This is a genomic window from Xanthomonas euvesicatoria pv. euvesicatoria (assembly GCF_020880415.1).
Taxonomy (GTDB): domain Bacteria; phylum Pseudomonadota; class Gammaproteobacteria; order Xanthomonadales; family Xanthomonadaceae; genus Xanthomonas; species Xanthomonas euvesicatoria.
Map to the genome: position 1 here is coordinate 59,038 of NZ_JAJIUJ010000023.1, position 26,639 is coordinate 85,676.

Annotated in this window: 23 protein-coding genes; 12 read left to right on the top strand and 11 right to left on the bottom strand. The window is 65.9% G+C overall.

Going from position 1 to position 26,639, the window contains the following annotated elements; all coding sequences use genetic code 11:
- Positions 1–65: 65 nt before the first annotated feature.
- Positions 66–1,871, bottom strand: coding sequence for a DUF885 domain-containing protein (locus LN450_RS03575; RefSeq protein WP_011348019.1), 1,806 nt, complete (start codon positions 1,869–1,871; stop codon positions 66–68).
- A gap of 341 nt (positions 1,872–2,212) precedes the next feature.
- Between LN450_RS03575 and LN450_RS03580 the strand changes: the two genes are divergently transcribed.
- Entirely contained in the window at positions 2,213–2,611 is a 399-nt protein-coding gene (locus LN450_RS03580) for a GFA family protein (protein WP_080505891.1), read from the top strand.
- A complete protein-coding gene (locus LN450_RS03585) occupies positions 2,608–3,411 on the top strand; it encodes a DUF4349 domain-containing protein (RefSeq protein WP_011348016.1) in 804 nt (267 codons plus the stop codon). The genes LN450_RS03580 and LN450_RS03585 overlap by 4 nt, the downstream gene beginning before the upstream one ends.
- A gap of 196 nt (positions 3,412–3,607) precedes the next feature.
- On the opposite strand, the gene LN450_RS03590 is transcribed toward LN450_RS03585, so the two are convergent.
- From LN450_RS03590 to LN450_RS03605, 4 genes are all read right to left on the bottom strand, one after another.
- Complete coding sequence (locus LN450_RS03590) at positions 3,608–3,901, bottom strand: hypothetical protein (RefSeq protein WP_005912915.1); 294 nt, start codon at positions 3,899–3,901, stop codon at positions 3,608–3,610.
- Between the two features lie 76 nt (positions 3,902–3,977).
- Positions 3,978–5,312 carry a DUF2867 domain-containing protein gene (locus LN450_RS03595; protein WP_228884942.1) on the bottom strand — a complete coding sequence of 445 codons (1,335 nt, stop codon included), beginning with the start codon at positions 5,310–5,312 and terminating at the stop codon, positions 3,978–3,980.
- Between the two features lie 117 nt (positions 5,313–5,429).
- Complete coding sequence (locus LN450_RS03600; protein WP_011348014.1) at positions 5,430–5,744, bottom strand: metalloregulator ArsR/SmtB family transcription factor; 315 nt, start codon at positions 5,742–5,744, stop codon at positions 5,430–5,432.
- A gap of 313 nt (positions 5,745–6,057) precedes the next feature.
- Positions 6,058–7,050, bottom strand: a complete 993-nt coding sequence (locus tag LN450_RS03605; RefSeq protein WP_011348013.1) for a LysR substrate-binding domain-containing protein — start codon at positions 7,048–7,050, stop codon at positions 6,058–6,060.
- 170 nt (positions 7,051–7,220) lie between these two features.
- Here LN450_RS03605 and LN450_RS03610 point away from each other — a divergent pair, with 170 nt between their 5' ends.
- A complete protein-coding gene (locus LN450_RS03610) occupies positions 7,221–8,108 on the top strand; it encodes a DMT family transporter (RefSeq protein ID WP_005919389.1) in 888 nt (295 codons plus the stop codon).
- A gap of 31 nt (positions 8,109–8,139) precedes the next feature.
- Here LN450_RS03610 and LN450_RS03615 read toward each other — a convergent pair whose 3' ends face one another.
- From LN450_RS03615 to xopN, 3 genes are all read right to left on the bottom strand, one after another.
- On the bottom strand, positions 8,140–9,111 hold the full coding sequence (locus LN450_RS03615; protein ID WP_011348012.1) for a peptidylprolyl isomerase: 972 nt from the start codon (positions 9,109–9,111) through the stop codon (positions 8,140–8,142).
- A gap of 69 nt (positions 9,112–9,180) precedes the next feature.
- Positions 9,181–9,423 carry a DUF378 domain-containing protein gene (locus tag LN450_RS03620; RefSeq protein WP_011348011.1) on the bottom strand — a complete coding sequence of 81 codons (243 nt, stop codon included), beginning with the start codon at positions 9,421–9,423 and terminating at the stop codon, positions 9,181–9,183.
- Positions 9,424–9,866: 443 nt separating this feature from the next.
- Positions 9,867–12,068 (bottom strand): type III secretion system effector XopN, encoded by a 2,202-nt coding sequence (gene xopN / locus LN450_RS03625; protein WP_011348010.1) that lies wholly within the window; start codon positions 12,066–12,068, stop codon positions 9,867–9,869.
- A 692-nt stretch (positions 12,069–12,760) separates the two neighbouring features.
- Between xopN and hap3 the strand changes: the two genes are divergently transcribed.
- A complete protein-coding gene (hap3, locus tag LN450_RS03630) occupies positions 12,761–13,207 on the top strand; it encodes an Hpa3 family type III secretion system protein (RefSeq protein WP_011348009.1) in 447 nt (148 codons plus the stop codon).
- Positions 13,204–15,207, top strand: a complete 2,004-nt coding sequence (gene xopF1, locus LN450_RS03635; protein WP_011348008.1) for a type III secretion system effector XopF1 — start codon at positions 13,204–13,206, stop codon at positions 15,205–15,207. Before hap3 ends, xopF1 begins: the two co-directional genes overlap by 4 nt.
- 405 nt (positions 15,208–15,612) lie before the next feature.
- Here xopF1 and LN450_RS03640 read toward each other — a convergent pair whose 3' ends face one another.
- Entirely contained in the window at positions 15,613–16,062 is a 450-nt protein-coding gene (locus LN450_RS03640; protein ID WP_011348007.1) for a DUF4442 domain-containing protein, read from the bottom strand.
- Between the two features lie 266 nt (positions 16,063–16,328).
- Positions 16,329–17,186: a thioredoxin gene (gene trxA / locus LN450_RS03645; protein WP_011348006.1), complete on the bottom strand. Its 858-nt coding sequence runs from the start codon at positions 17,184–17,186 to the stop codon at positions 16,329–16,331.
- 206 nt (positions 17,187–17,392) lie between these two features.
- Between trxA and LN450_RS03650 the strand changes: the two genes are divergently transcribed.
- The 6 genes from LN450_RS03650 (at position 17,393) to rsfS (ending at position 24,308) form a co-directional block, all read left to right on the top strand.
- Positions 17,393–18,010, top strand: a complete 618-nt coding sequence (locus LN450_RS03650) for a DUF998 domain-containing protein (protein ID WP_011348005.1) — start codon at positions 17,393–17,395, stop codon at positions 18,008–18,010.
- A 67-nt stretch (positions 18,011–18,077) separates the two neighbouring features.
- Complete coding sequence (gene leuS, locus LN450_RS03655; RefSeq protein WP_041855068.1) at positions 18,078–20,720, top strand: leucine--tRNA ligase; 2,643 nt, start codon at positions 18,078–18,080, stop codon at positions 20,718–20,720.
- A gap of 556 nt (positions 20,721–21,276) precedes the next feature.
- Positions 21,277–21,921, top strand: a complete 645-nt coding sequence (locus tag LN450_RS03660; RefSeq protein WP_008573172.1) for an LPS-assembly lipoprotein LptE — start codon at positions 21,277–21,279, stop codon at positions 21,919–21,921.
- 22 nt (positions 21,922–21,943) lie between these two features.
- Positions 21,944–22,972 carry a DNA polymerase III subunit delta gene (gene holA / locus LN450_RS03665; protein WP_014090574.1) on the top strand — a complete coding sequence of 343 codons (1,029 nt, stop codon included), beginning with the start codon at positions 21,944–21,946 and terminating at the stop codon, positions 22,970–22,972.
- On the top strand, positions 22,969–23,838 hold the full coding sequence (nadD, locus tag LN450_RS03670; RefSeq protein WP_011348002.1) for a nicotinate-nucleotide adenylyltransferase: 870 nt from the start codon (positions 22,969–22,971) through the stop codon (positions 23,836–23,838). Before holA ends, nadD begins: the two co-directional genes overlap by 4 nt.
- Before the next feature lie 56 nt (positions 23,839–23,894).
- Positions 23,895–24,308, top strand: coding sequence for a ribosome silencing factor (gene rsfS / locus LN450_RS03675; protein ID WP_005912943.1), 414 nt, complete (start codon positions 23,895–23,897; stop codon positions 24,306–24,308).
- Between the two features lie 157 nt (positions 24,309–24,465).
- Here the strand turns inward: rsfS and LN450_RS03680 are convergent, their stop codons facing one another.
- Complete coding sequence (locus LN450_RS03680; protein ID WP_011348001.1) at positions 24,466–26,001, bottom strand: alkaline phosphatase PhoX; 1,536 nt, start codon at positions 25,999–26,001, stop codon at positions 24,466–24,468.
- 121 nt (positions 26,002–26,122) lie between these two features.
- Here LN450_RS03680 and rlmH point away from each other — a divergent pair, with 121 nt between their 5' ends.
- Positions 26,123–26,593, top strand: a complete 471-nt coding sequence (gene rlmH / locus LN450_RS03685; protein WP_011348000.1) for a 23S rRNA (pseudouridine(1915)-N(3))-methyltransferase RlmH — start codon at positions 26,123–26,125, stop codon at positions 26,591–26,593.
- Positions 26,594–26,639: the final 46 nt, after the last annotated feature.

Genomic DNA, 26,639 nt, shown 5'->3' on the forward strand with positions numbered 1-26,639 from the left:
AGGCTTCGCCCGTACCCTCATCCGCCCCTGCGGGGCACCTTCTCCCGCGGGGAGAAGGGAAATGCTCACTCGATCGGTTGATCCAGCATCAGCTCGCGGGCGAAGCGTACCGGCGGTGCACCGTAGGACAGCATCTTGTCGTGATAGGCCTTCAGGTTGAAGGTCTCGCCGAGCTTGTCCTGTACCGCCTTGCGGGTGTCCAGATGTTCCTGCACGCCGACGAAGTAGGTCGGGAGCTGTGCGGAGGAGAGCTGCGCACGCACCCACTTGCCCGAGGCTTCGCTTTCCTGCTGGAAGGTGTCGTGGGTCATCAGGCGCATCGCCTTGTCGCGATCCCATCCGTCCACATGCACACCCTGGTCGAGAATGGCATTGGCAATGGTGCGCAGGTAGAACTTGAGCTGCACCAGGTGGAACAGCGGGTCGTTATCCAGGTAACCCTGCTCCTGCATCATGCGCTCGGTGTACACCGCCCAGCCTTCGGCGAACATGCCCGAGCGCAGCACCGCGCGCAGCGTGGAGGGGAACTTGGCCGAATGCCAGCCTTCCAGGTAGTGACCCGGCGTGCCCTCATGGATGCTGAGCAGCTGGATCATGCGGGTGTTGTATTCGCGCAGGAACGAATCGACCTGCTTGTCGTTCCAGTCGTCGGGAATCGGCGATACCGCGTAGAACGTCTTGAGATTCTTGTCGAGCGGGCCGGGCGAATCGCAATACGCGACCGCCACGCCACGCTGGAACTCCGGCATCAGGATGATGTCCACCGGCGAATCGGGTAGCGTCATCAAGTCCTTCTGGCGCACGAATTCGGTGGATTGGGCCAGCGCTGCCTTGGCCGCGTCCACCACCTTGTCGCGCGCCGGCTTGTCGGCATACGCCAGTTCCAGCGCCGCTTCGATCGCCGCTTGCTGCTGGTCGTCGGTGGGCGATTCGGGCAACTTGGGAGCGCCGGGCTTGTCCTTGAGCACCGTGCGTGCAATCCCGTACATGTCGCTGCGCACGCGCTTGAGCTCGGATTCGGCGCGCTGTTTGATGTCGGCACGCGACAGCGACGACAGCAGCGCGAATTTCAGCTTCTGATCGTATTTTTCCGCACCGATGCGGAAGTCGCCCTTGGCATTGGGGACCAGCACGGTGTCCAGCCAGGTCTGCTGCTCGGCCACTGCCTTGCGCAGGTTGTCGATGGCCGCCTGCGCACGCGCCGCCTCGATCGGGCCAAGCTGGCTGATGTTGGGGGCGATGAAGCTGTCGACGATGCTCAGGATGCCCTTGTTCTGCTTGGCCACCGTTTCGGCATGGATCTTCGGCACGCGCGCCGGGTCCAGGTTCTCGCGTGCCTGTGCAAAGATGCTCGGGATCTTTTCCATGCGCTGGGTGGCCGCGGTCAGGCGCTCGGGCAGCGGCGCGAATTCGCGCGCCATCAGGCTGTACAGCGCGCTGCCGGCCAGCCCGTTGTAGACCTGCGGGTCCCAGGCCCAGCTTTGCAGCACCTCGGTATTCCAGATCTCCGATTGCAGCTGATTGCGCAGGATGGCCGCATCCACCTGGTTCTCGCGCGAAAGCTTGGCCACGTCGATCGCATCCAGGGTGGCCAGCAGCTTCTTGCCCGCATCCACGCTGCGCTGACGGCCGCCGGCGCTCAGGTCGTCGATTTGCGCATCGAAGCGGTGGTCGCCGGTCTGGGTGGCGGTCACCGGCGACAGCTGCATCCAGGTGTCCAGGGCCTGTTTGGATAATGCGGCAAAGCGCGCATCCGGGGTCTGTGCCTGGCTGGCGGCAGGCGCGGCTGCATCGGCGCGCGGTGATTCGGGCTGTTGCTGGCAGGCGCTGAGGCCGGTGAGCAGGGCGAGGACAAGCAGGCGTTGACGCATCGTAGGTCCTGGTGGAATCAAACCGCCAGCATAGGCATCTGCGCCCACGTGCGCATCCGCCATTGGTGTAGGGCAGCCAATAAATCGACGGCGCTCACCGCCAGGCGGGCGCGGCCGAGGCTTGGACCAGCGTGTGCCGCCTGACCCTGCGGATCATGCGCGCCCTCCATGTGCCCTGACAGATGCGCACCACGTGTGGGTGAGCGCCCCGATCCTGCCGGCCGTGCAGCGGCGCAATCGCCCGGGGGCACACGACGGCTGCACGTTGCGGGCGCGATCGCTCGTACACTCCGGTTCCCGGGCGCCGCCTCGCTACCCAGGCGGCGCGTACACGCAACATCATGCTTGCCATCCGCACGGTGGCCTGTTCCAAGGAGGATCACATGCACTATGCCGGTAGCTGTCATTGCGGACGCATCGCGTTCGATCTGCAGACCGAAGCGCCCATCACCGAGGTCTACGACTGCAACTGTTCGCTGTGTCGCCGCCGTGGCGGTTTGCTCTGGTTCGGCGCGCGCACGCAGCTGCAGCTTCAGGCCGCACCGGAAGCTGTGGGCAGCTACCGCTTCAATCAGCAGCACATCGATCACCACTATTGCACGCAGTGCGGGATCGCGCCCTTCAGCGAGGGCCTCAACCCCAAGACCGGCGAAATGGGCGTCGCGGTCAATGTGCGTTGCCTGCCGGCAGTGGATCTTGCCGGGCTGCAGGTGCATGCAATCGACGGAGCCAGCCGATGAGCCGTGCCATGCAGCGGTATGCCGCGGCCATGCTGCTGGGATGGGCGCTGTGCGGGTGTGCGAAGCATCACGCGGAGATCGCGGCCGACGGCGGGGCTGCGGCGCCGGCACCGCCTGCCGCGCAGGGCAATGCCCTGGCCTACGAGCACGATGTGCGCATCGAGCTGCCTGCCGACCAGATCGGCCAGCGCATCGCCGCGATACGCACTGCCTGCCAGGACGCGCAGTTCGGCGACTGCGCCTTGCTGGCGGTCGAGCAGGAAGGCGGGCGCGATCCCAGTGGGCGCGTCAGCGTACGGCTGGCACCGGAAGGGATCGAACCCATGGTGCAGTTGGCCGGCCAGCATGGCGATGTCGCCGCGCGTAGCACGCGGGCCGAAGATCTGGCCCAGCAGATCGCCGACACCGGCCTGGCACAGGCGCGGCTGCAAAAAGAGCATGCGCGCCTGCTGGAATTGCAGCAGCGCCGCGATCTGGCGGTGACCGATCTGCTGGCTTTGTCCAAGCGGCTGGCCGAGATCGAAGCCGAGGCGCAGCAGACCCAACAGCAGGCCGCGCAGCAGCAGCGCCGGGTGCGCACGCAGTTGCTGACGCTCAATTTCCGCAGTACCGGTGGCGAGCAGGGCAGGGGCGAGATCGCACAAGCCGCTGCCGAGTTCGGCGAGGTATTTTCCAGCAGCGTGGCGTTCGTCATCCGCGCAGTGGCAGCGCTACTGCCGGTGGCTGCGGTTGCACTGATCGCCGGCTGGTTGTTGTTGCAGGCGTGGCGCTGGCGCGTACGTCGGCGCCGGATGTCCTGATGTACCGCAGCTGCGCGGGACTGCCGTGCAGCTGCGGGGTCATCCGACCGATCAGTGCATGCGGCGTGCGCTGTCAGCGCTCGGTCGCACGCGGCTTGAGCGCGCAGCGGCATGCCCAAGCGACGCAGGACGCGTCATGGCGTCGCGTGCGATCCAGCAACGCAGCACTGTCGCCACAGGTAGGGCTGAGCCCGGCTCAACCTTCGTCCACTTCGTATTCCACAAACACGTCCAGCTGCAGTGCCAGCTCTTGCACCGCGTCGCGGACCTTCTGCGCGGTGGCCTCGTTGCCGGCTTCCACTTCGAACTCGTGGCTGCCCGGACCTTCGTCGTCCGACAGGCCTGCCGAGCTGGAATCTTCGTCGTCCAGGTGCGGCATCAGATCGTCCACTTCTTCCACGTGCTCGATGCCGTCGATGCTTTGCAGCAGGTTGGCAATGGCACGCGCGTCGTCGTCGGTGCCGGTGATGCGCATGCGGAGGGTAGGCATGGGAGTGTCCTGTGGATTGGGGACATCAAGCCTAGGCATCGCCAGGACAAAACGAGGTGATGGCGCGCTGCTCACATCACGCGGGCCGTGCCGGCCATGCCTGGCTGGTAACGGGGTCGGACTGCATCACGCGGCCTACTGCGGCGCGCAGCATCGTGGGCACGACGTAGTGGTGATGCGCATGATGGATACAGGCCATGTAGACACGGCCAAACCCGTTGCGGCAGCTCACCCGGGTGGCCATGGTCAGCTCGATCTCGTGCGTGCCGACCCGGCGCAATGCCACCGACGAGCGGAAGCGCAGATGTTTGTCGTCGGCGCCCAGCACGATCTGCACGTGCTGCCCATCGGCGTCGCTGCGTTGTGCCAGCACCGGGAAGCGCCCGGCAAAACGTTGCGCTGCGCTCGGGTCGAGCAACGAAGACACCGGGCAACCCAGGTGCGAGGTACGTAGTCCCAATGGCTTGACCATCAGGTTGCGCAGGCGCATCAAACCGCTCACGCCGCCCGGCGGTTGATCGACGAATGCCTGCAGCAAGTCGCACATCAGGCCTTGCAGGCTGTCGCTGCGCAGTTGGCGTGTGTCCAGGCGCAACTGATGGGTGTCCTGAAAATGCACCTGTCCGCTCAACTGCTCGCGCAGCAATGCATCGGCCGGCAATTCGTGCAGCGAGCGGATCCGTAGCGGTGCCACGCGGGTGGCGACAAATCCGGGGCGGCGGGTGCGCGGCGGCAGCTGGCGGATGCGCCCGCTCCAACGGCGCGCACGGCTGCAGGCGCGCTGCTGCCAGCTCTGCGGTTTGACGTGCAGCGACAGCGAAACGGTAGGCACATCCGCCGCACGAAAGGCATCGGACTGCAGCAGCGCCGCGACAGGGGGCGGCAGCAGTTCGGTCAAGCTGGCAATGGTCGCCGTGCCCTGGGTGACCAAGGCTTGCTGCTCGGGGCTCAAGTCGCCGCCGGCTTCGTCCGGATGGCAGGACAGCACAAAGAACGCCGAGTGTGCCGCGTTCCCTTGCGCAGGCACGAACCGGTGCCACGTTCCGCCGCCGAAGCGCACCGTAAACAGGCTATCGCCGGGCAGATCCACGTAGCGCAGCGCCTGCAGGAAGGCCCGCGGGTCCTGACGCAATTGCTGCGCCGAGGCGGTGGAAAAGCGCAGTTGCGCACCGCCGCTTCCGGTGATTGCGGTGAACACGCGATTGCCGGCATGGCAGTGGAATGGATGCCCCTGCGGCCCGACCGAAAACGAAAATAGCGAGGCACGATCGTCATGGCCGAAGTCGGGTGCGGACAGCTGCGCCGACGGTTCGTCCAGGGCATCGTGGTGTGCCGGGTGGTGTCGCTGCCGTTCGCCGGTCTGCGCGATCAAGCTATCGCCTGCGCCTGGGTCCAGTTGCGCAATCAGCATCACCTCGACCGGGCGGCCGCCGCTGTACGAGGGCAGCGATACGCGCGGAAAGCTTGTGTCTGCGACGATCCGTTGGTGGTCCATGGCATGTCCTTGCAGCAGAAGTCGAGTGGAGGATTAGCGGGTTTTTTTGGCCAGCTTGCGTGACTCGCGCTGCAGCGGGCCTGCCTTGGGGCAGACCTCAAATGCGAAGCCGCTGAGCGTATTGACCATGTTGTCGGGCGTCAGCCGATACACCACGAATTGGCCGCGCCGCTCGCTGCTGACCAACCCGGCTGCAGACAGCACGGAGAGGTGGCGCGAAATGGCCGGCGCGCTCATCGAAAACCGTTCGCCGATCTGCCCGGCAGTCAGTTCCTGCGCAGACAGGTAGGCCAGGATTTCCCGGCGTGGCCGGGAAGCCAGGGCTTCGAAGATGCGATCGATGGACATGGGTGGGTTAGCTAATTAACGAATTAGCTAATTAATGATCTTGATAGGGATGGCTGTCAAGCGATTTATGCAGTGTCGCTCAGGACGTGCTGGTAGCCACTTTCCTGCGGGGCGCCGATCTACCGCTTGCGCACCGATGGTGCGCAAGCGCGCGGAACGGGGGTTTGAGGTGAAGGTACGCGCCGAAGCCGCAAGTGCACCGGACTCCACTAGGCTTCGCTCTTACCCTCATCGGCCCCTGCCGGGCACCTTTTCTCGTAGCGTGAAAGGGCAGCGAAATGTTTCACGCAAACAGCCAGATACCCGCGCAACTTCATTCCGCCGCCGATGCGCTACGCAAACGCCGCCTCGCACGCGGCTCCTGCACGCCTTCGCTCAGCGGCAACGCCACCAATTCGGCGGGCAGTGCCGGCATCGGGGTGCGTTCGTCCTGTGCTTCGCGCTTGAGCCAGTCGATGAACAATGCCGCGGCCGGGCTAAGTTCGCGGTGGCTGGGGTGCACGATGTAGTACGCGTAACGCGCCTTCAGCGTGGGGCCGGGCAGGCGTACCAGTTCGTAACGCTGCAGGTAGGGCTGGGCGATGTGCTTGCGCGCCAGCACCGCGCCCAGGCCATACACGGCGGCGCGCATCGCGTCGGTGCTGTCGTTGAAGGTGTGCATCGGCGGCACGGTGGTACCGCGGACCTGGGCTGCGCGGAACCAGTCGCGCCACCCCTGCGGCGACATGTCGGTCAGTAGCGGTAATTGCGCGATCTGCGCCGGCGTGCGCAGGGCAGCCACTTCCGGCAACGACGGTGAGGCCACCGGGAACAGTTCGTCGTCCATCAGGTGATGCGAGGTCAGTCCGGGCCAGGCGCCTTGGCCATAACGAATACCCAGGTCCGGGCCGCCTTCTTCGAAACGCGAAAAGGCCGTATCCGATTGCAGGTCCATACGGATATGCGGATAGGCGCGGCAAAAGCGCGGCAGCCGCGGCAACAACCAGCAATACGACAGCGACCGCAACGTGGTAACGCGCAGTGGAATGGCGTCTTCGCGCGGATGCAGGTTGCCGGCTACCGCCGCGATCTCGGCCAGCGCAGCGGTGGCCGCATCGGCCAGCTGGCGGCCTTCGGCGGTGAGTTTGACGCCACGCGGTAGCCGCTGGAACAAGGTCGCACCCAGCAGCGCTTCGAGCTTGCGCACATGGTGGCTGACCGCGCTGGCGGTGAGGTGCAGTTCTTCGGCGGCGTGGGCGAAATTCTGGTGGCGGGCGGCAGCGGCGAACACGCCCAGCGCAGGTAACAAGGTAGGGCGCAGATTCATCGAGGCATGAGTGAGATTTGTGGCTCGCCCCGATACTACGCGCTTGTCGCGCCCCTGGTGGCAGCCGATGCTGCATCATCCCTTCGCGACGATCGTGCCATGTCTCTTAGTCTGCCTGCTGCCGTCTTCTGCCGTTTCATCCCCGCATGGCACGGTTCGGGAGCACGGCCATGAGCGCCCAATCGTCGGTGCAGCCCGAGCTTGCGGTACGTCAATGGCGTACGCCGCTTGAGCTTGGTTTTCTGGGCGTGGTGTGGGGCTGCTCGTTTTTGTTCATGCGCGTGGCCGCGCCCAAGTTCGGCACCGTGGTGCTGGTGGAAATTCGCCTGGCGCTGGGTGCGTTGGTGCTGCTGCCATTCCTGTGGCTGGCACGCGAACGTTTCCCGTTGCATCGCTGGCCGATGCTGGCGGCAATCGGTGTGCTCAACTCTGCGTTGCCGTTCCTGCTGTTCGCCTGGGGCGCGCAACATGCACCGGCGGCAGTCGGGGCGATCTGCAATGCGATGACGGTGCTGTTTACCGCGCTGATCGCCTTCCTGTTTTTCGGCGAACGGATCGGCACGCGTCGCGCGCTGGCCTTGCTGGTGGGGTTTATCGGCGTGCTGGTGCTGGCCACCGGCAAATCCGCCGGCTTGAGCGTCGGGCCGGCAGCGCTGGCTGGTGCAACTGCCTCGCTGCTGTACGGCATCGGCTACAACCTGGTGAAGCGCCATATGGGCGATTTGCCGCCTGCTGCGTCGGCGGCGTCCACCCTGGGTTGCAGTGCGCTCTTGCTGGCGCCCTTGGCCTGGTGGCAATGGCCGACCACGCCGGTGCCGGCGGTGGCGTGGGCCTGCGCCACCGCGTTGGGTGTGGTGTGCACCGGGCTGGCATTCTTGATGTACTACCGGCTGATCCAGCGCATCGGCCCGGCGCGTGCGTCCACGGTGACCTATCTGGTGCCGGTGTTCGGCGCGCTGCTGGCATGGTCGCTGCTGGGCGAACCGCTCACCTGGACCATGCTGGTGGCCGCGGTGCTGATCCTCGGCAGCGTCGCCTTCAGCCAGCGCGCCCGCTGACGGGGCGCGACTCGCTCTTGCGATTCCCGATTCAACCGGCCGGCGGCACACGCACCGGCAACGGCACATTGCACAGGTCGATGTGCCCGGCCGGGCGCTTGTAGAAATCGTCCTTGCGGTTGCGGCGCGCCTCGACCACATCGCGGAAGGTCTGGCTGTCGGTACGCAGCAATTGCAGTGGCGTGCGCTCTGGCGCAGGCACTTCGCTGGCCAGCCGGATCGCGCGGATCGGTGCGCGTTGCGCGGGGTCTTCGTAGAAGCCCATCGGGTCGGGGCCGCGCGGCGTCACGCTGAGCAATTCCATGCCCTTGACCACACGCCCGACCACGGTGATGTTGCGATCCAACTGGCGCGGCGATTGCCCGGTGACCACGTACAGTTCGGCGCCGATGCTGCTGTCTTCGTCGTTGTTGCGGCCTGCGCCCAGGGTGCCGTAGCAGTGCGCCAGCCAGGTCTTGCCGGTGGCCGTGTCGCGGCCGACCGGGAAGCCGTCGACAAAGCCCACCTGCGGCGCCCAGCCATCGCTGTCGGGCAGGCGCTGGAAATCCAGGCCCTGCGATGCGCGTTCGAATTCGGCCGGCAGATGCGTCTTGGCCGAGCCAAGCGATTTGGCCTTGGCCGGCGTCTCGCCATCGGGGTCGCCGAACTGCACCACGAAATTGTCCTGCGAGCGATAGATGCTCAGCCCGTCCCAGAAGCGCTCATGCGCCAGCGTGCGAATGTTGGCGACGTGCTCCGGCGCAAATTGCGGCGCCAACTCGATGATGACCCGTCCGGCATCCAGCTCCAGGTACAGCGTGCGGTCCGGATCGAGCACGCGCCACGCGCTGGCCGGCGAGCTGTCCAGAATCTGTTGCGGGCTACGGTAAGCCGCGTTGGCGGCTACGGGTAACAGCAGGGCGAGCAGGCAGGCAGCAGCAACAGTGCGCAGGAGCATGAAGGCAGCCAGCAGGGAGGTGTCTGCGATTCTTGCCGACCACGCGCCCAGACGCAAAGCATGCATCGCATGGCATGACGCCGACGCAGTGCGCCGGCGTCATGCACAGATGCTAGACCTGCCGCGGGCAGGAGGTTACGGATTGTTGCGCACGTGCGGGCTGGTGTGATGCTCGGCAGTGCCATGGTTGTTGCGGAACAGCGGTACCAGCTGCCACAGCGCCGAGAACCCCACCAGCGTGTAAACCACACGCGACAGCAGTGCGTCCTGTCCGCCGAACAGTGCGGCAACCAGATCGAACTGGAACAGGCCGACCAGCCCCCAGTTCAATCCACCGACGATGAGAAGCACCAGAGTGATGACGTTGATCGCTTTCATGAAAGCATTCCATGTGGGTTGGGAAACCCCAGACTCCGCATGCCCCAGCGAGCAGGCCGTGAGCGTCGCCCGCTGGCGGCCCGCTTTGCACACATGTCGCTCACATCCGCCAGCCATGCGGGTGGTGTCTGTGCGCTTGGGCAGCGGTCGCCAGCCGCGCGATGGCCGGTGACCAATGCCTTGGCAGACAGGCGGCGACCCGACATGGATAGGAGCGATATCGCTTCGTTCACCGCCGAGGCGAACGATGCAGCGGCGTGCATCTTCGGCCTGATGCCGCCGCTGGTCCGGCACTGAGTCCGCTTCGGCATCCGCCTGCCGGCGCGGCTGCCGAGGAAGCAACACACCCCGCGTCAATCGACGTCGGTAACGGACAAGGCAGCGTCCGGTGCGGCGGCCATGTTGCAGGGAAGCGACGCCCTGCAACATGCCGGATCATCACCTCACACCAGGTGCTTGGAGTGTTTGCCGGCCATGCGGGCGAACTCGTGCAGTTCCGTCCCCAAGTTCCGAGCGCTCTTGGACCGCGTTATCTCGTTGTTGGTCGGTTCCAGCCTCGATCGGTTCGGGCTACTCGGGGCCGAAACATGTTCCCGGCGCGGTGGTGCCGCCCTGGATGTCGATGGCAAATCCTGTGGCTGGCTGGAAGAGGTGCTTGCCTCCTGCACAGACAACGCTCTTGCCGTTGCCAGCAGCGCTTCAACATCATTGCCCTCCAACAAGGCGTTGATGGCCTTGCTGGCCTTGGTCCCACGTCGCTGGGAGAACGTTTCATACATGGCGCCCAGGACTCCGCGGCCTAGCTGCTTCCCCAGCCCGATGTCGGTGCTTCCCTCGCGACGGTTGTTCTTGATGGTGATGGCGGTGTGCTGGTTCAGGGCGCCAACGGCGGCCATGCCCCCGGAGATCGCCGAGACCGCCAGGCTTTGCGGGAGCGGAACATTGCGGGTCCCGCCCTGGGAGGCCGAAACGAGTTTGCTGATTACCGACGATGCGGCGCTGCCCAGGAAGATCAGATGGAACATCTGGCCGATGCGCTGTGCGGTTTGCGCGGTGAACTCGAGATAGTTGTACTTCTTGGCGATATCGTTGAACAGCTGCTGCGACAGCACGGACTTCTCGGCGCCGATAAGCAGCTTGGATGCGGTGCCGTTCGGGTCGATTTCGTCGAGCCTGCCTTCGCGCAATGCCTCAAGGTCGTTGCGCACCAAGCGCAGTTCCTGCATCGCCTTGCTGGCGTCGCCGGCCTCGATGTCGCGGTCGTCCGCCGTGATTGCGCCTGGCTGCGTACCCTCTGCTGTCACTGCATCCGCCAGCAGCTTCTCCAACTCGGCGACCCCGGCGGTGACGCGCTTGACCAGCGCTTGGGTGGGCGACTGGATCAGGCTGCGTAGCTTGTCGGTCTTGATGTCCTCTGCGCTGACCGCCGCGCCGCTGGCCAGCTTCTGCTTGCCTGCGTCGGTCAGTACATCGGCGTACAAGAGGTTGAGCTTGTTGTTGGCTTCCTGCTTGGCTTGCTCGTCGAAGCCGGCGGCCACATGTTGCGCAGCCGTCATCAACATCGCGCCAACCGTCTGCGCCGTCGGCGACAGCGCACGCATCGCGCCTGTCTTGCTGAGCAGCCCCAGCGTGCTGGCCACCGGCGAACGCATGATGCGTGGAACGGCCTGCCGGCGGTTGCCCTGACACTGGCGATCGTGTGCGCCCTGGGTCATGACGAAATCATGCTGGGCCTGGTGCAGCTCCTTCTCTGCTGCCAGCAAGACGTCGGCTGCCGCCGCGCGTTCCTTACTTGAGGAATTTGGATCGCTCTGAATCTCGCGAAACACGTCGCAGGCTTTGGCGAACGTTTCGATCTTTTCCTTGAGGGCGTGTGCCAGTTCGGGGAGCCAGTGCTTGTCGTTGATCTGCTTCTTGTCCGGCACGATGACGTGTGCGCCGTGTTCGCGAATCGACTCGCACAGGCTGACAACCGCCGATTGTTGGCCGGCATTCACAGGTGCGGCGACCAGCATGGTGGCCAGGCCGAACCCTGCGCCGGCCCACGGTTGGCGTGTCGCATAGTTGATCCACGGCGAGACGATGTACTGCATGACATTGGTGAGGAAGCTGCCGCTCGGGTTGGGCATGCCGGAAAGCAGTGCGGTGCGCCGCAGCGTGGCTACGTCGTTTTCGTTCAGCCCCTGCGCCTTGTACCAATCGATCACATCGTGTTCGCTGATGCGGCTGACCAGATCCGCATGCGTGGCCGCGCGTGCCTGCGCACCCGTGGTGCCGGGCGATTTCATCGGCCTGAGCCTGCTGATCAGATCGGCCGCCAAGTCCGGTGCGATTGCGCGTGCATTGTCCGAAGCCAACTGCTGACGAAGCCGTGCCAGCGTCGCCTTCGTTGCATTCGATGAGGTTACCGGTTGAGGGACGAGGGCCTGGGCGTCTTGCTCGGGCCTGGCTAGGAGCGCCCCTAGCGTGTTTGCGCCACTGCGCCTGACGGGCGCACGCCCAAGTGGGCTGAGTGCGGGGTCCGGCGCGGATTGGTGTGTGACGGCCGCAGAGGTTGAGGCAGTGGCGAGCTCTGTTTCCTGGATCTCAGGCAAGTGCGACCCCGCACTGCGGCTGGCCGAATCGACGGATGCGGATGACTTCATCGGGACATCTCCTGACGTGTATACGGCAGATAGATTGCGTGCGTACCGGACGATTGGTGCGCATCGCATGGGATTGCATCGCAGATGCCGTGGAACCTCCCTCCCGTAGCGAAGTTCCTGGTGCAATCCTGAGCCTGCCGGTATTGGTGGAGGCGAAGTGGTGAATGCACTGCGCGAAAATTGAACTACCAGACGCGTATGCCCGCTGTCTGTCCAGCAGATTTTCTATCGCCGTACGCGAACCAAATCAGGTTCCGAAGCGGCGCCTGGTATGCAATGGATGTGGAGCGTGACAGAGGGCAGTCTTTTCAAATGCACTGGCGCTCTGCAGTCGGCCGGTCTCTGTCTCGTCAGCAGCCTTCCAAAGATGCGCGTCCAGGGCGAGCAGGTCGTCGTGGGTGCATGCCAATGGTGCTGCGCGTCAGGACTGCCGCGCCGGACGGCGCGCCAGGCGATGGTCATTGGCGACGGGTATGGCCTGAGGTGCCGAAAAATCTGTGGCCACCACAGCCTTGATCGCTGACTTGAGCAAACAGGCAAGCGTGCGGATCGAACTATTTGCGTGAGGCTTTTGCGCTTCGTGCGTTGCGCCGGTGATTCGCGCTTTCTTTGCGGTGACCGGGCGCTGACAGTGACACTGCCCAGGCAGAGCCAAGCGATGCAGCTCGCACTTTCATTGTGAGATACCTCAAATGACATCCGATCAGATCAATGTTGATTCCATGGTGGCTTCGTTCTTTTCCGGTCTTGGTATTCGCCTGGGCCTGACCGATGCACTGGTGCAGCGCCTGCGTGAAGGCGAGACCGTTCTCGGGCCTGCGGGCATGCTGTGTCGCGTGCATGCACAGCCCCGGAACGATGGTGTGTCGGGATTTCCGGAAGTCATCCTGCCGTTGGCCGCACGCGAACTCGAGGGCGACGAGGTCGTCACGCTGCTTGCGCTGCAAGAGCAACTGCTGACCGAGTACGGGTGGCGGCTGACGATGTCCAACCTGGGCCTGCTGTGCATCTGCCCGTTGCTGCTCGCGCAGACGCCCGAAGACGTGGCAGCCACTCTCGAGCGGGGGCAGATCGTCGCACGTGTCGTGCTGGATGCGCTGGTGACGCAGGCGGGCAGCGCCAGGGAGGCTGTCGTATGAAGCTCCAACGCCAGAACAGCGCTCCACCGTCCATCCCAAGTGGATCGTCCGCAAATCCCGGTGCCGCGCACGCAAGCGAACCATTCGTGCCAGAGCCGCAGACGCCGCGTTCGACGGTGCTAAAGGGGCTGGCGGAGCCGAGCCCGCGCTTGCGCGCGCGTGCAGGCAAGACCACAACGCTGCCGTCGGGTGAACTATCCCCCGCCAAGACCAGGCAGTGGCGTCCGGAAGCGGGTGAATCCTCCCGCGCTGCGTCTGAGCGCGCGGAGCGCCAGCATCGCGCTGGGCGGCATCCAGGCAACCAGCAGGCGGCTTCTTCTTCGGCGACGCAGGGGGCTTACGCGCAGCGTTGTGTCGCCGCTTGCGAACGCCTGAAGGCGCAACTGCGTGCAGGTCTGAAGGCTCGCCCGTTTGCGGAGCCGTCGGACGAGCAGCTCGCATTGCAGGCGGAATACGTGCAGTGGGCCGATGCCCGCTTGCAGGAGCGTATTGAGGCATTCGGTCCGGACGCTGCCTACGAAGTTGCCGGGGATATGAAGGCGGTCGGCAGGAAAGCGTCGCTGCCCATTGCGTATGAAAGTCTCAGATCGTTTTTCGTTGGCGCGTTGCGGACGCCGCTCGGCATTTCTGCAGCCACTGCCTACCAGAGCAACCGCCCGCCCGCTTCCGAGCCATTGAGTACAGCGACCCTGGCTGGGGTGATCTCGGGAATGGGGTCGCATGCCTGCGACACGCTGTTGATTCCATCGATGGACAGGCGCGCGCGCGTCGCCAATCTGCCGCGTTTCCAGGCGATCGATCCCAAGATCCTGGTGCCGGACCCGCCGCCGGTCCTATTGGAAATCACCCCTGAGGGAAGCAAGCGCTTCGTGCGTCCCGGAGAAAACGGTACGCCGACCCGTGCCGAGCTCACGGCACAGGCCTATGACCGTCGGGCAGGAATCGCGCAGCGTCAGTCCGTGCTGGACGATACGGCGCTGGACACCATGCTGCTCAGGCCGACCATCAGCGGCGGCTTTAACGCCGCGCGGCGCACCTCAGGGGACCCCTCCACCCGTACGGCGGTTGCCGAAGTTGGCCTGGCCGGGCTGGCGGTGGGTGGTGCAGGCGCTTTGCATAAGGCGTTGCTGGACACCGGCAAGGCAATGGGGCGCACTGGCCAGATGACGGTTCCCGATTTGCTCGGTGGGCATCAGCGCTTGAATCTGTTCGCTCTTGCATTGCCGGACAAGACACGACCTCCTGCCACGTGGTCCGATGCGGTGCATTTTCCCAGCTATCTGTTGCAGACCGGTCAGGAAGCGATGGCATTAGCGAGACAGGCGTTCAGCACGGCGAACGCGGCAACGACGGCGCTGCGCGATGTGCTGGGACGCCATATGGTCGGCAATGTGTTGGCCAACATGGCTTCGTTGGGTGCCACCAGATTGATCGCTTCCCCGCTGAGAGGAGGGTATGGCGGCGGCAGCTTGCCCGGAGAGGCCGACAATTCTCCAGCATGGGTGTTGCAGCAAGGAGCGCAGATGTTCTTCAACGATGTGGGGTGGAATGCGCTGAAAGCCAAGAACGGCACAAATACCACCCAGGCCACGCGATTGGATCACGAGCGCGCCATTGCAGCGGCCGAGCAGGATAGAACGATTTCACGCACCTTGCAGACGCTCGCCGAGCCCTTGGACACAGCGCTTGGCTTGCTTCCCCCGCCAGCCCAGGGCGAAGTGCCGCGTGCCATGGAAGAAGGCACGGGCGTGCCCGTGCCGCTCAGCGCTGACGTCGACCGATTGCGCAATGCGTTGCAGCAGCTAAGGGACCAGGTGGCTGCGCAAGCGGTCTCGATCGCGACCATCGACGACGCGCTTGGTCGGCTGGCTGATCTGCCCGTCGCGGGTGACGGCGAAGGCCGCGCGGTGATCGCAGAGTTGTCTGCGCAATTGCACGCGCTTGGCGCGGCCTTGCGTCAGAAGCAGGCGCTGCAGCAGTGGCAACAGGGTAGGCCTTGAGCGCCGCCCGGGCGCCGGCGCCTGGCCATAACCAAACGCACGCGCTACGAGTTGCAGCCAGGGCTGCGGCCCGTAGCGCTTGCGTCAGCCCGGCGTTACCTGCATGCCGGAACGCAGGCTTGTCAGTGAGCAACGGGTTCCAAGTCAATGCCGCCCATGGCCTGATACAAAGCAGATGCGCGTTGCGCGACAACTGCAGCAACAGGCGGCACGCTTGCGGCTGCGGTGGCGACACTCGCGTTGCGCCCATGGCAAAGCGCCTGCGCGTTTGCTGCTGCGGCATTAGCACCTGGTCAGGTGGGCGTGCAGCTGTTTCGCTCCGCCATCATCCGTAGCGTGGGCGGCGAGTCGAGCGAAACATGCATCGCCGTATCGGCCGGCGTGGCAGCGTCACTGCCGTCATCCTCAGCGTACCGGCTTGCGTTTGACGTAGAGCTGCTTGCGGACATGTGCGACCACTTCGCCGTCGCGGTTGTAGACCGTGTTCTCGAACCAGCGCAGATGTTTCTCGCCGTTTGCAGTGGCCTGGCGCAATTGCGCCAGCACGCTGTCGTCGATGACGAAATCCGCCGTTACCGTGCCGCGCCCGGGCTTGACGAATTCGATGCTGCCGGCCTTGTCCCACACGTAATATTCGCGGCCCAGGTTGTGCATGGTCAGCAGCATCCAGAACGGGTCGGTCATCGCAAACAGGCTGCTGCCGAAATGGGTGCCGACATAGTTGCGATTCCACGGGCGCTGGCGCAGCTCCACCCGTGCAAAACGGTAGTCGGCCGAGAGCACGGTGACGTGGATGCCGGCAAACAAAAATGGCGGCCACAGATTGATGCCTAACTTGAACAGCGATGCGCGCATGCGGGCCTGTTTCCTTGGCAAGGGAAGTGCGCAGCATAACATTCGCATGCGTATGGAGTAGGCTGGCTGCGCGTGGTCGGCACGGCGTCCGTCCGTTGCTGCTGACCGCGAGCTGGCGTCGTCATGGTCGTTGGCCCGGGTCAAAAAGCCATGCAGCCCCCCGAACGCAACACGCCGGGCACAGGCCCGGCGCGCATCCTGCGGTGAGCAGGGCGATCGGGTGACCGCCTCAACTCAGCGCAGGTGTCGCACGTCAATGCTGGTGCTTAAAACACCAGCGCCGACATCTTCCGACGATAGCGGCCGACCAGATCTTCGTCCTGGATCACGCGGAAGGCATCGATCAGGCTACGGCGCGGCAGGTTGTCGTCGAAGCTGCGGTCCTGCCGCAGCATTTCCAGGAACTGCTCCAGCGCCGCTTCGTCGTTGCCGTCGAGCAGATGGCGCACGCCGAGCAGGTGACGTGCGCGCAGGTCGGCGCTGTTGGCATCCACGGCGGCCTGCGGGGTGCCGGCGTCCGGGGCATCCTTGAGAACGTTGGCAAAGCTCAGCCGCGCCTTGGCGCACACCGCGCGGTCGTCGGTGGCCAGGTTGGCGGGCAGGGCATCGATCAACTGCTCGGCCTCGGCGGTGTCGCCGGTCTTGAGCAGCGCCAGCGCCAGGTCCAGCTTGAGTTCGTCCTTGTCCGGTTCGGCGGCGACCGCTTCACGCAGCGCCGCGGCCTGCGCCTGTGGGTCGAGCGGCGCCGGCGGCACGTCTTCTGCCACTTGCGGCTCGGCCGGCAGCACGCCGTGCTGGGTCAGGAATTCGCGCACCTGGCCTTCCGGCATCGCGCCGGGGAAGCCGTCGACGATCTCCCCGCCCTTGACCAGGAAGACCGTCGGCACCGAGCGGATCTGGAACGCCGCAGCGATCTGCTGTTCCTTGTCCACGTCGACCTTGCCCAGCTCGAACGCACCGTTGTACTCGCCGGCCAGCTTTTCCAGGATCGGCGTCAGCGACTTGCAGGGGCCGCACCAGGTGGCCCAGAAGTCCACCAGGACCGGTGTCGTCAACGATTTCTGCAGGACCTCGGTCTCGAAGGTGTCGGTGGTGGCATCGAATACATGCGGCTTGTCGGACATGGGCTTCCAGAAGTTAAGTGCGGCAACAGTGGGAGGTAATGGTGGCAAACGCGGCTGACACAAGCCCAGCCGCAATGAGGCGCTCACGTGCCCGGGTCGGGCGCCTTCCGCATGGCCGTGGCAGCGTCAGGGGTTCACGCCGCGCCCGACCGGCACGACAATGCCGCGTTCTGGCGGCGCGTCGCGCCCCGTGTTGGAGCAAGCCAATGGCAACCACCGAGCGCGCGCAGCGCTACATGGGCCTGATCGCGGCAACGGTTTTCGTACTGGCGCTGGCCGGTTTCGGCGTCACGCTGCCGGGCTATCTGCAGGCCAGCCATCCGGTGGCGCTGTTGGGCGCGCAGGGCGTGCCGCATGCGCTGGGCTTCAATCTGGTCGCCTTCGTGCTGGTTGGCGCGCTGGGCATGGCCACCGGGGTCAGCCTGCTGGCGCGCATGCCGCCCAAGGCCAGCTGGAGTCTGCGCGTGGGCGGACAGTTGATCGTGCTGGCCAGCCTGGCCTTCCTGGGCATGGGCATGCTGCCGCTGGATCCCACCGATCTGGATGGCCGTGCCAGCCAGGCCCATGCCACCGCCTGGTTGTTGTGGGCCGTGGCGTTCGTGCCCGGCATGTTGTTGATTGCCGCCGCGCTGTTCAACGATGCCACGACCCGCAGGCTGGCCTGGTTGAGCCTGGCGGCCGGATTGCTGGTGGCAGTGCTGGCGTTCGGCCCGCCGGGGCTGGTGCGCCAGGCCATTGCGCAACGGCTGGCGTTCCTGGCCTGGGTCGGCTGGCTGGCGGTGGCGGGCTGGATCTGGCCGCCGAAGCCGGCGGCGCTGCGGTAACGGTTTGGTCCACCTGCTGCACTGCGGTACCCTGTACCGCTTTGCACCGCCCGAGCATCCGCTCCCAATGTCCACCGTCGAACCGAACGTCTACGACCCGCAGCAGGTCGAAACCTCCGCCCAGCAGTTCTGGGATGCCACCCGCGCCTTCCAGGTCGACGAGAACTCGGAGAAACCCAAGTTCTATTGCCTGTCGATGCTGCCGTACCCGTCCGGGGCGCTGCACATGGGCCATGTGCGCAACTACACCATCTCCGACGTGGTCAGCCGCTACAAGCGCATGACCGGCCATAACGTGCTGCAGCCGATGGGCTGGGATGCGTTCGGGTTGCCGGCCGAAAATGCCGCCATCAAGAATAAGACCGCGCCGGCCAAGTGGACCTACGCCAACATCGAGCACATGCGCGCGCAGCTGAAATCGCTGGGCTATGCCATCGACTGGTCGCGCGAGTTCGCCACCTGCACGCCGGACTATTACGTGCACGAGCAGCGCATGTTCACCCGGTTGATGCGCAAGGGCCTGGCCTACCGCCGCAACGCGGTGGTGAACTGGGACCCGATCGACCAGACCGTGCTGGCCAACGAGCAGGTCATCGACGGCCGCGGCTGGCGCTCCGGCGCGCTGGTGGAAAAGCGCGAGATCCCGCAGTGGTTCCTGCGCATCACCGATTACGCCCAGGAACTGCTGGACGGCCTGGACCAACTGGACGGCTGGCCGGATTCGGTCAAGACCATGCAGCGCAACTGGATCGGCCGCTCGGAAGGGCTGGAGATCCAGTTCGACGTGCGCGACATCGATGGCGCACCGCTGGACCCGCTGCGCGTGTTCACCACCCGCCCGGACACGCTGATGGGCGTGACCTTCGTGTCGATCGCCGCCGAGCATCCGCTGGCGTTGCATGCCGCCAAGTCCAACCCGGAACTGGCCGCGCTGCTGGAAACGCTCAAGCACGGCGGCGTCTCCGAAGCCGAGCTGGAAACCCAGGAAAAACGCGGCATGGCCACTGGCCTGACCGCGGTCCACCCGATCAGCGGCGAGCAGGTGCCGGTGTGGGTGGCCAACTTCGTGCTGATGGGCTACGGCACCGGCGCGGTGATGGCCGTTCCGGGCCACGACCAGCGCGATTTCGAGTTCGCCAACAAGTACGGCCTGCCGATCGTGCAGGTGGTCAAGCTGCGCGAGCCGCGCAACGAAGAAGAGCAGACCTGGGACGCCACCCACTGGCGCGATTGGTACACCGACAAGAGCCGCGAGCTGGAGCTGATCAATTCGGCCGAGTTCGATGGCCTGGATTTCGGCGGCGCCTTCGAAGCACTGGCCGAGCGCTTCGAGCGCAAGGGCCAGGGCCAGCGTCGGGTCAATTACCGCCTGCGTGACTGGGGCGTGAGCCGTCAGCGTTATTGGGGCTGCCCGATTCCGGTGATCTATTGCGCCAAGTGCGGCGCGGTGCCGGTGCCGGAAGACCAACTGCCGGTGGTGCTGCCGGAGAACGTGGAATTTTCCGGCACCGGTTCGCCGATCAAGACCGACCCAACCTGGCGCCAGACCACCTGCCCGGACTGCGGCGGCCCGGCCGAGCGCGAGACCGACACCTTCGACACCTTCATGGAATCAAGCTGGTACGTGGCGCGCTATACCAGCCCCAACGCACGCGACATGGTCGACCGCCGCGCCAATTACTGGATGCCGGCCGACCTGTACGTGGGCGGCATCGAGCACGCGATCCTGCACCTGATGTACTTCCGCTTCTATCACAAGCTCATGCGCGACGCGCGGCTGGTGGACAGCGATGAGCCGGTGACCAACCTGCTCACCCAGGGCATGGTCATCGCCGAGACCTTCTATCGCGATGCCGACAACGGCGGCAAGGACTGGATCAACCCGGCCGACGTGGAAATCCAGCGCGACGAGCGTGGCCGCGTCACCGGTGCGGTGCTGATCGCCGACGGCCAGCCGGTGCACATCGGCGGCACCGAGAAGATGTCCAAGTCCAAGAACAACGGCGTGGACCCGCAGTCGATGGTGGCCAAGTACGGCGCCGACACCGTGCGGCTGTTCTCGATGTTTGCCGCGCCGCCGGAGCAGTCGCTGGAGTGGAACGAGGCCGGCGTCGACGGCATGGCGCGCTTCATGCGCCGGTTGTGGGTGCAGGTGCACAAGCATGTGGGCGAGGGTGCTGCCGTCGCGCTGGACGTCGCCGTGTTGAGCGCCGAGCAGAAAGCGATCCGCCGCAAGACCCACGAAACCATCGGCAAGGTCAGCGACGACTACGGCCGCCGCCACAGCTTCAACACCGCCATTGCCGCAGTGATGGAACTGTCCAACGCGCTGGCCAAGTTCGACGACGCCAGCGAACAGGGCCGCGCGGTGCGCCAGGAAGCGCTGGAGGCGATGGTGCTGCTGCTCAATCCGATCACCCCGCACGCCAGCCACGCGTTGTGGCAGGTCCTGGGCCGGGGCGAGACACTGCTGGAAAACGTGGCGTTCCCGCAGGCCGATGCCAGCGCGCTGGTGCGCGATGCGTTGACACTGGCAGTGCAGATCAACGGCAAGTTGCGCGGCACGATCGACGTCGCTGCCGATGCGACCCGCGAACAGATCGAAGCGCTGGCGCAGGCCGAGCCGAACGCCGCCAAGTTCCTCGAAGGCCTGAGCGTGCGCAAGATCATCATCGTGCCGGGCAAGATCGTGAACATCGTCGCCGGCTAAGCCGTGCTGGTCCGGCGGGTTGCCCTCGCCGGTCCGGGCAGTGCGCCGGATCGGCGTGGCAACGCGCTTGCACGGTGGCGGGGACGTCCAATGCGGTCAGGCGCGCGGGTAACGTTGCAGCTGCCGCTCACTGCACCGGCGTGCGATGTGCGGATGTGGTGCTGCGATGGATCTTGCGATGCATGGCATGGGCGCGCGGCAACACGAAAAGGCGAGGCCGATCGGCGAGAAGCGCCAGGTGTCTTGGGCGACCATTCCATCGGTGCGTGACGACGTGCTGCTGGGTTTTCAGGCAAATCACCGCGTCGGCGCGTGGCGTGGCTTACGTGGGCACTGCTTTCGTTTTCGACACCGCATTTCACTGGCGCGCACGACGCGTGGGTAGAGTTTTGGCAGTGGTTGCCGACGATGCGTTTCACTGGCGCGTGGCGACGCGCGTTTTTTCATTCCTGGGGCGCCGCAGTGTTTCGCGGCGTCCTCTCAAGCCCCGTTCACGCGGTCTCGGGCAGGCTAGCCGCCTGTTGCCGCCGCCGGGGCGCTCATCCAGACTGTGCCCATGATTCGATTTCCTACTGCCTTCGCTGCGTCCCTCGTGCTCGTCTCGAGCCTCACCGCCTGCGGCTTCCATTTGCGCAATTCGCTGGCGTTGCCGCCCGACACACCAGCGGTGAAGGTGCAGTCCGCCGTGCAGTACAGCGAGCTGGCCAAGCTGTTGCGGCGGGGTCTCAAGGCCTCCGGCGCCACTCTGGCTGACGAGGATGCCAAGACCGGCTTTGCGCAGTTGCAGGTGTTGTCCGAGCGTTGGGGCGATCTGCCGATCGCCATCGACAGCCAGGGCCGTGCACAGGAATACAGCCTGCGCTACGCGGCCATTTTCACCGTCACCACCGCCAATGGCTCGGTGCTGGTGCCGCAGCAGGTGATCGAGCTCTCGCGCGACTACGTGTCGCCACCGGTGGATGCCACCGGTACGGCAACCGAGCGCGAAATCCTTGCCGACGAACTGCGCAAGGACATGTCGGCCTCGATCCTGCGTCGTATCGACAGCGTGGTGCGGGCACGCCTGCAGCGCGGCGAAGGTCTGGAGAGCACGCCGACCGCGCCATTGCCGCCGGCCCCGACGGCGCCAGCGCAGCCGACCACGACACCCGAATCCAGCGTGCCGGCCTCGTTGCCGCCCGCGCCCACGTCGGGCAACTGAGCCGCGCCCCGCGTTTTCGGTGATGGAACTTCGCCCAGAGCAGCTGGCCGGCCAGTCCAGCCAGCCCTTGCAGCCGGTGTATCTGATCGCCGGCCCCGAGACCTTGCGTGTGCTTGAGGCCGCCGATGCGGTGCGCGCACGCGCGCGCGCCGAAGGCATCGGCGAACGCGAAGTATTCGATGCCGATGGCCGCGAGTTCGACTGGAACCAGCTTGACGCCAGCTTCAATGCGCCCAGCCTGTTCAGTCCGCGCCGCCTGGTCGAAGTGCGCCTGCCCAGCGGCAAGCCCGGCAAGGACGGGGCCGAGGTCATCACCCGCTTCTGCGCCAACCCGCCGCCGGACGTGGTGCTGCTGATCACCGCCAACGACTGGAGCAAGGCGCATCACGGCAAGTGGGCGGAGGCGGTCGGTCGCATCGGCACCATCGCGGTGGCCTGGGCGATCAAACCGCACGAACTGTCCGACTGGATCGAGCGCCGCCTGCGCGCGCACGGCCTGCGCGCCGATGCCGCTGCCGTGCAGCGCCTGAGCGAGCGGGTGGAAGGCAACCTGCTCGCCGCCGCGCAGGAAATCGACAAGCTCGCCCTGTTGGCCGACGGCAAGACGCTGGATCTGGAGGCGATGGAATCGCTGGTTGCCGATGCCGCGCGCTACGACGTGTTCCGGCTGGCCGAAACCACGTTGTCCGGGCAGCCGGCCGCGGTGATCCGCATGCTTGCCGGCCTGCGCGGCGAAGGCGAGGCGGTCGCCGCGCTGATGCCGATCCTGATCAAGGAACTGCTGCGCACCGCGTCGCTGGCGAAGGTGCAGGCCAACGGCGGCAACCTGGCCGCCGAAATGAAGGCGCAAGGGCTGTGGGAATCGCGCCAGGCGCCCTTCAAGCGCGCGCTGCAGCGTCACCCCGAACCGCACCGCTGGGAACGCTTCGTCGCCGAAGCCGGGCTGGTCGATCGCATGGCCAAGGGCCGCGCCGACGGCGATGCCTGGGTTGGTCTGGAACGCCTGCTGGTGGCCGTGGCCGAAGCCCGCGCGGTGAGATTGTTGGCGTGAAGGCCAGTGACGCCGGGACCCGGGACCCGGGACCGGGGAGCCGGGAAGGGCAGGGTGACCGGCAGCGAGCCCATTCCGACCAGCTTGCGCAGGCCAGCCCTGCAAGCAGCTCTTCCGGATCGCAGGAACAGCAACACTCCCATCCCGACCACGTTGCAGACCCCGGCTCTTCCGGTTCCCGAATCCCGAATCCCGATTCCCAGCTCCATCTTTACTACGGCGGCACCTTCGACCCGATCCACCTGGGCCATCTGGCCATCGCCTGCGCGGCGCGCGACGAACTGGGCGCGTGCGTGCAACTGGTGCCGGCGGCCGACCCGCCGCATCGCCCTGCACCCGGTGCCACCGCTGCGCAGCGTGCGCAGATGCTGCAACTGGCGCTGGCCAACTCTCCAGGCCTGCAACTGGATACCCGCGAACTGCAGCGCGCCGCGCAGTGCGATGCGCCGTCCTATACGGTCGATACCTTGCGCGAGCTGCGTGCCGAACTTGGCCCTGCGGCGCCGATCGCCTGGTTGCTCGGCGCCGATGCCTTCGTTGGGCTGCACCATTGGCATCGGTGGGAGGCGTTGTTCGGGCTGGCGCATTTCGTGGTTGCCGCCCGACCGGGCACACCCTTGGCGCTGGCCGACGCACCGCAGCTGGCCGCGATGGTGCGAGGCCGCTGGGTCGCACGCGCGGACGAGCTGGTCAGTGCGCCGGCCGGCCGCCTGTATCTGCTGCATCAGCCACTGCGCGGCGAATCGGCCAGTGCGGTGCGGTCACGCATCGCCACCGGCGCGCAATGGCAGCGTCTGGTGCCGCCCCCGGTGGCCGCAATGATCCAGCGTGAAGGCCTGTACCGCAGCGTCCGCCCGGCTACCTGAACACGCGTGCTGCCGGACCGGCCTATAATTCACGCCAATTCCATCGAGTTGCCGCTTTGACCAGCCAAGCCCAAGTCATCAAGACCTCCCTTCCGAACCCGCCGCCGTCCGTGCCGGCCCTGTTGGCTACCGTGCGCGAGGCTGTCGAAGAACTCAAGGCCAAGGACGTGGTCGAGATCGATGTGCGCGGCAAGTCCAGCGTCTGCGACTACATGGTGGTGGTCTCCGGCACCTCGACCCGCCACGTCAAATCGATCGCCGACGAAGTGGTCAAGTTCGCCAAGCGTCTGGACGTGATGCCGCTGGGCGTGGAAGGCGAGCGCGAAGCCGAATGGGTGCTGGTCGACCTGGGCGATGTGGTGGTGCATGTGATGCTGCCGCGCGTTCGCGAGTTCTATGCACTGGAGCGTCTGTGGACCGTAGGCGATCAACGCCCGTCCGACGAAGACGAGTCCGACGAACTGCGCTGAGTCTGTGCAGGTGCGCCGCAGGCGCGCAGAGACAACAACGGCGCCCTTGGGCGCCGTTGTTGTCTGGGGCGTTCGCTGCGCAATCGGTCGGCGTCGCGCATTCCTTGGCCACGCGCTGTCCGGGACACGCATACCGCAGGTGCGCAGCGCCACGCGCTTACAGCGGTCCGCGTTCCCACGGCCCGGTGATGGCCAGGGTAATGCCCGGCGTCTGGATGTTGACGAACAAGGTGCGCGCCAACGGGTCCCAGCACGCGCCGCAGAACTCGGTGTCGCGGTAGTCGCCTTCGGCGATCGTCTTGCCGGCATCGGCAATCTGCTGCGAGGTCAGCTGCACGTTGTTCTTGGCCAGATAGAACGAGGCGCCGTTGCGCGTCAGCCCGAGCAGACGCGCGCCGGGGCCGTATTGGTCCGGGCTTTCGCCGCCGTCTTCGCACAACACCACGCCGCCGCGCGCACTCACCGTCACGTTATCCGGGTTGTGCGCAGCCAGCTGATTGCCGCTGACGAACAGCGCGCTCAGGCGTTGGGTAAACAGGTCCAGCACCCACACCGCACCGTTGCCGTAACCACGGCGCCCCTGCGCATCCACGCCGGTGCTGGTGTCGACGATGAACATCTTGCCGTAGCTGTACCAGATGCCTTCGCCGCGGCTCATGCGCAGCGCGCCATCGGCCCAGGCCTGCGCGAACGGGCCGCTCAGGGTGTCGTTGGCGCCGATATCGGCAAAGCCGGCCGGCGCAGCGATGCTGTCCAGGTCGGGCTCGGAGATATCCACCCATTCCAGCTGGAATTGCTGGCCGATGCTGGCCACGGTGAGATCGGCATTGCGGCGCCCGCGCACGCGCGCGGCTTGCAATCGCCCGCTGTTTTCCAGCGAGCCATTGCGGCCGCGGCGGTCGTTGGGGATGAAGCGGTACAGGCCGGCCTTGTTGCGGTCGTCTTCGGTGAGATAGACGATGCCGGTGCGCGGATCGATCGCCACCGCTTCATGGCTGAAACGGCCCAGGCCCACCAGCGGGCGGCCGGTGGTGCGGTGGCTGTCCGGGTCCACCTCGAACACATAGCCATGCTTGCGGCCGGTGCTGGAGACCGCATTGGTCTTGATCTCTTCGCAGCTCAGCCAGGTGCCCCACGGCGTGGGGCCGCCGGCGCAGTTGACCAGTGTGCCGCCCAGGCTCGGCTCCAGGCTGCCCCAGCCGCGCCGGCCGTAACTGAGCGTGGTGGTTCCGCCGCCGGCCTGCTGGGTGCCGCTGACGATGCCGGTGTCGTACATCGCCGGGGCGCGGAACGGGTTGCCTGCGCCGCGTTCGTGGTTGCGTATCAGCACATGTTCCAGACCGCGTAGCGGGTCGCTGCCGGGGCGCCAGTCGGGTCGGCGCAGGCCGACCACGGCCATGCCGTCGTGGCGGTCGGGGCAGGGCTGGCCGTCGTCCATGCGGTCGCCGCTCCAGCCGAACGAGCGATAGCTGAAACCCTGTGGCAGCTGCAGCAGCGGCAAACCGGTGCTCTGGTCGGCGACCGGGGCCAGTGGGCCGTACCGGCTCGGGACCGGTGCAAGCTGCGTGGAAGGCGAGGTGGCGGCCTGGGCCTGGCGCGACTGCAGCGCGCTCAAGCTGCCAAGGGCGCCGGCGGCCATGACGGCAGCACTGCCCTTGAGAACCTGGCGGCGGGCGGGATCGAAAATCGGCATCGAACGACTCCTGCGTGGCTGGGTGGTCGAGCGACACTAATTGCCAGCTGTAACCACACCATGACACGCGGTGACAAATCGCCGCGGGCTGCCCGGGCTGTGACGCGGATATCATGTGGCCATGAAATGCCGACTCATCGCTACCGGCGAGTGCGCACCAAGCTGGGTGGCGCAAGGTTTTGCCGAATATCAAAAACGTCTTTCGCACTGGATGCCGCTGGAGCTGGTCGAGATCGAGCCCGGCCTGCGCGGCAAGGGCCGCGATGCGCAGCGCGCGACCGACGACGAAGGCCGTCGCGTGCTCGCGGCGCTGCCAAAGAATGCCTACGTGGTGGCGCTTGATGTCCCCGGGCGCCCGCTCAGTTCCGAACAGCTCGCCCAGCGCATGGAGCATTGGCGCGGACAGGGCCGCGACCTGGCGTTTCTCATCGGCGGGCCGGAAGGCCACGCGGCGGAGGTGCTCAAGAGCGCCAGCGAAAGCTGGTCGATCGGCCCGCTCACCCTGCCGCACATGCTGGTGCGCCTGATCGTCGCCGAGCAGCTGTATCGCGCCGCGGCGATGCTGGCCAACCATCCGTATCACCGCGCATAAGAGCGGCTAACGGAACTGGTGTGCAGAGCCATATCGATGCGGCGGC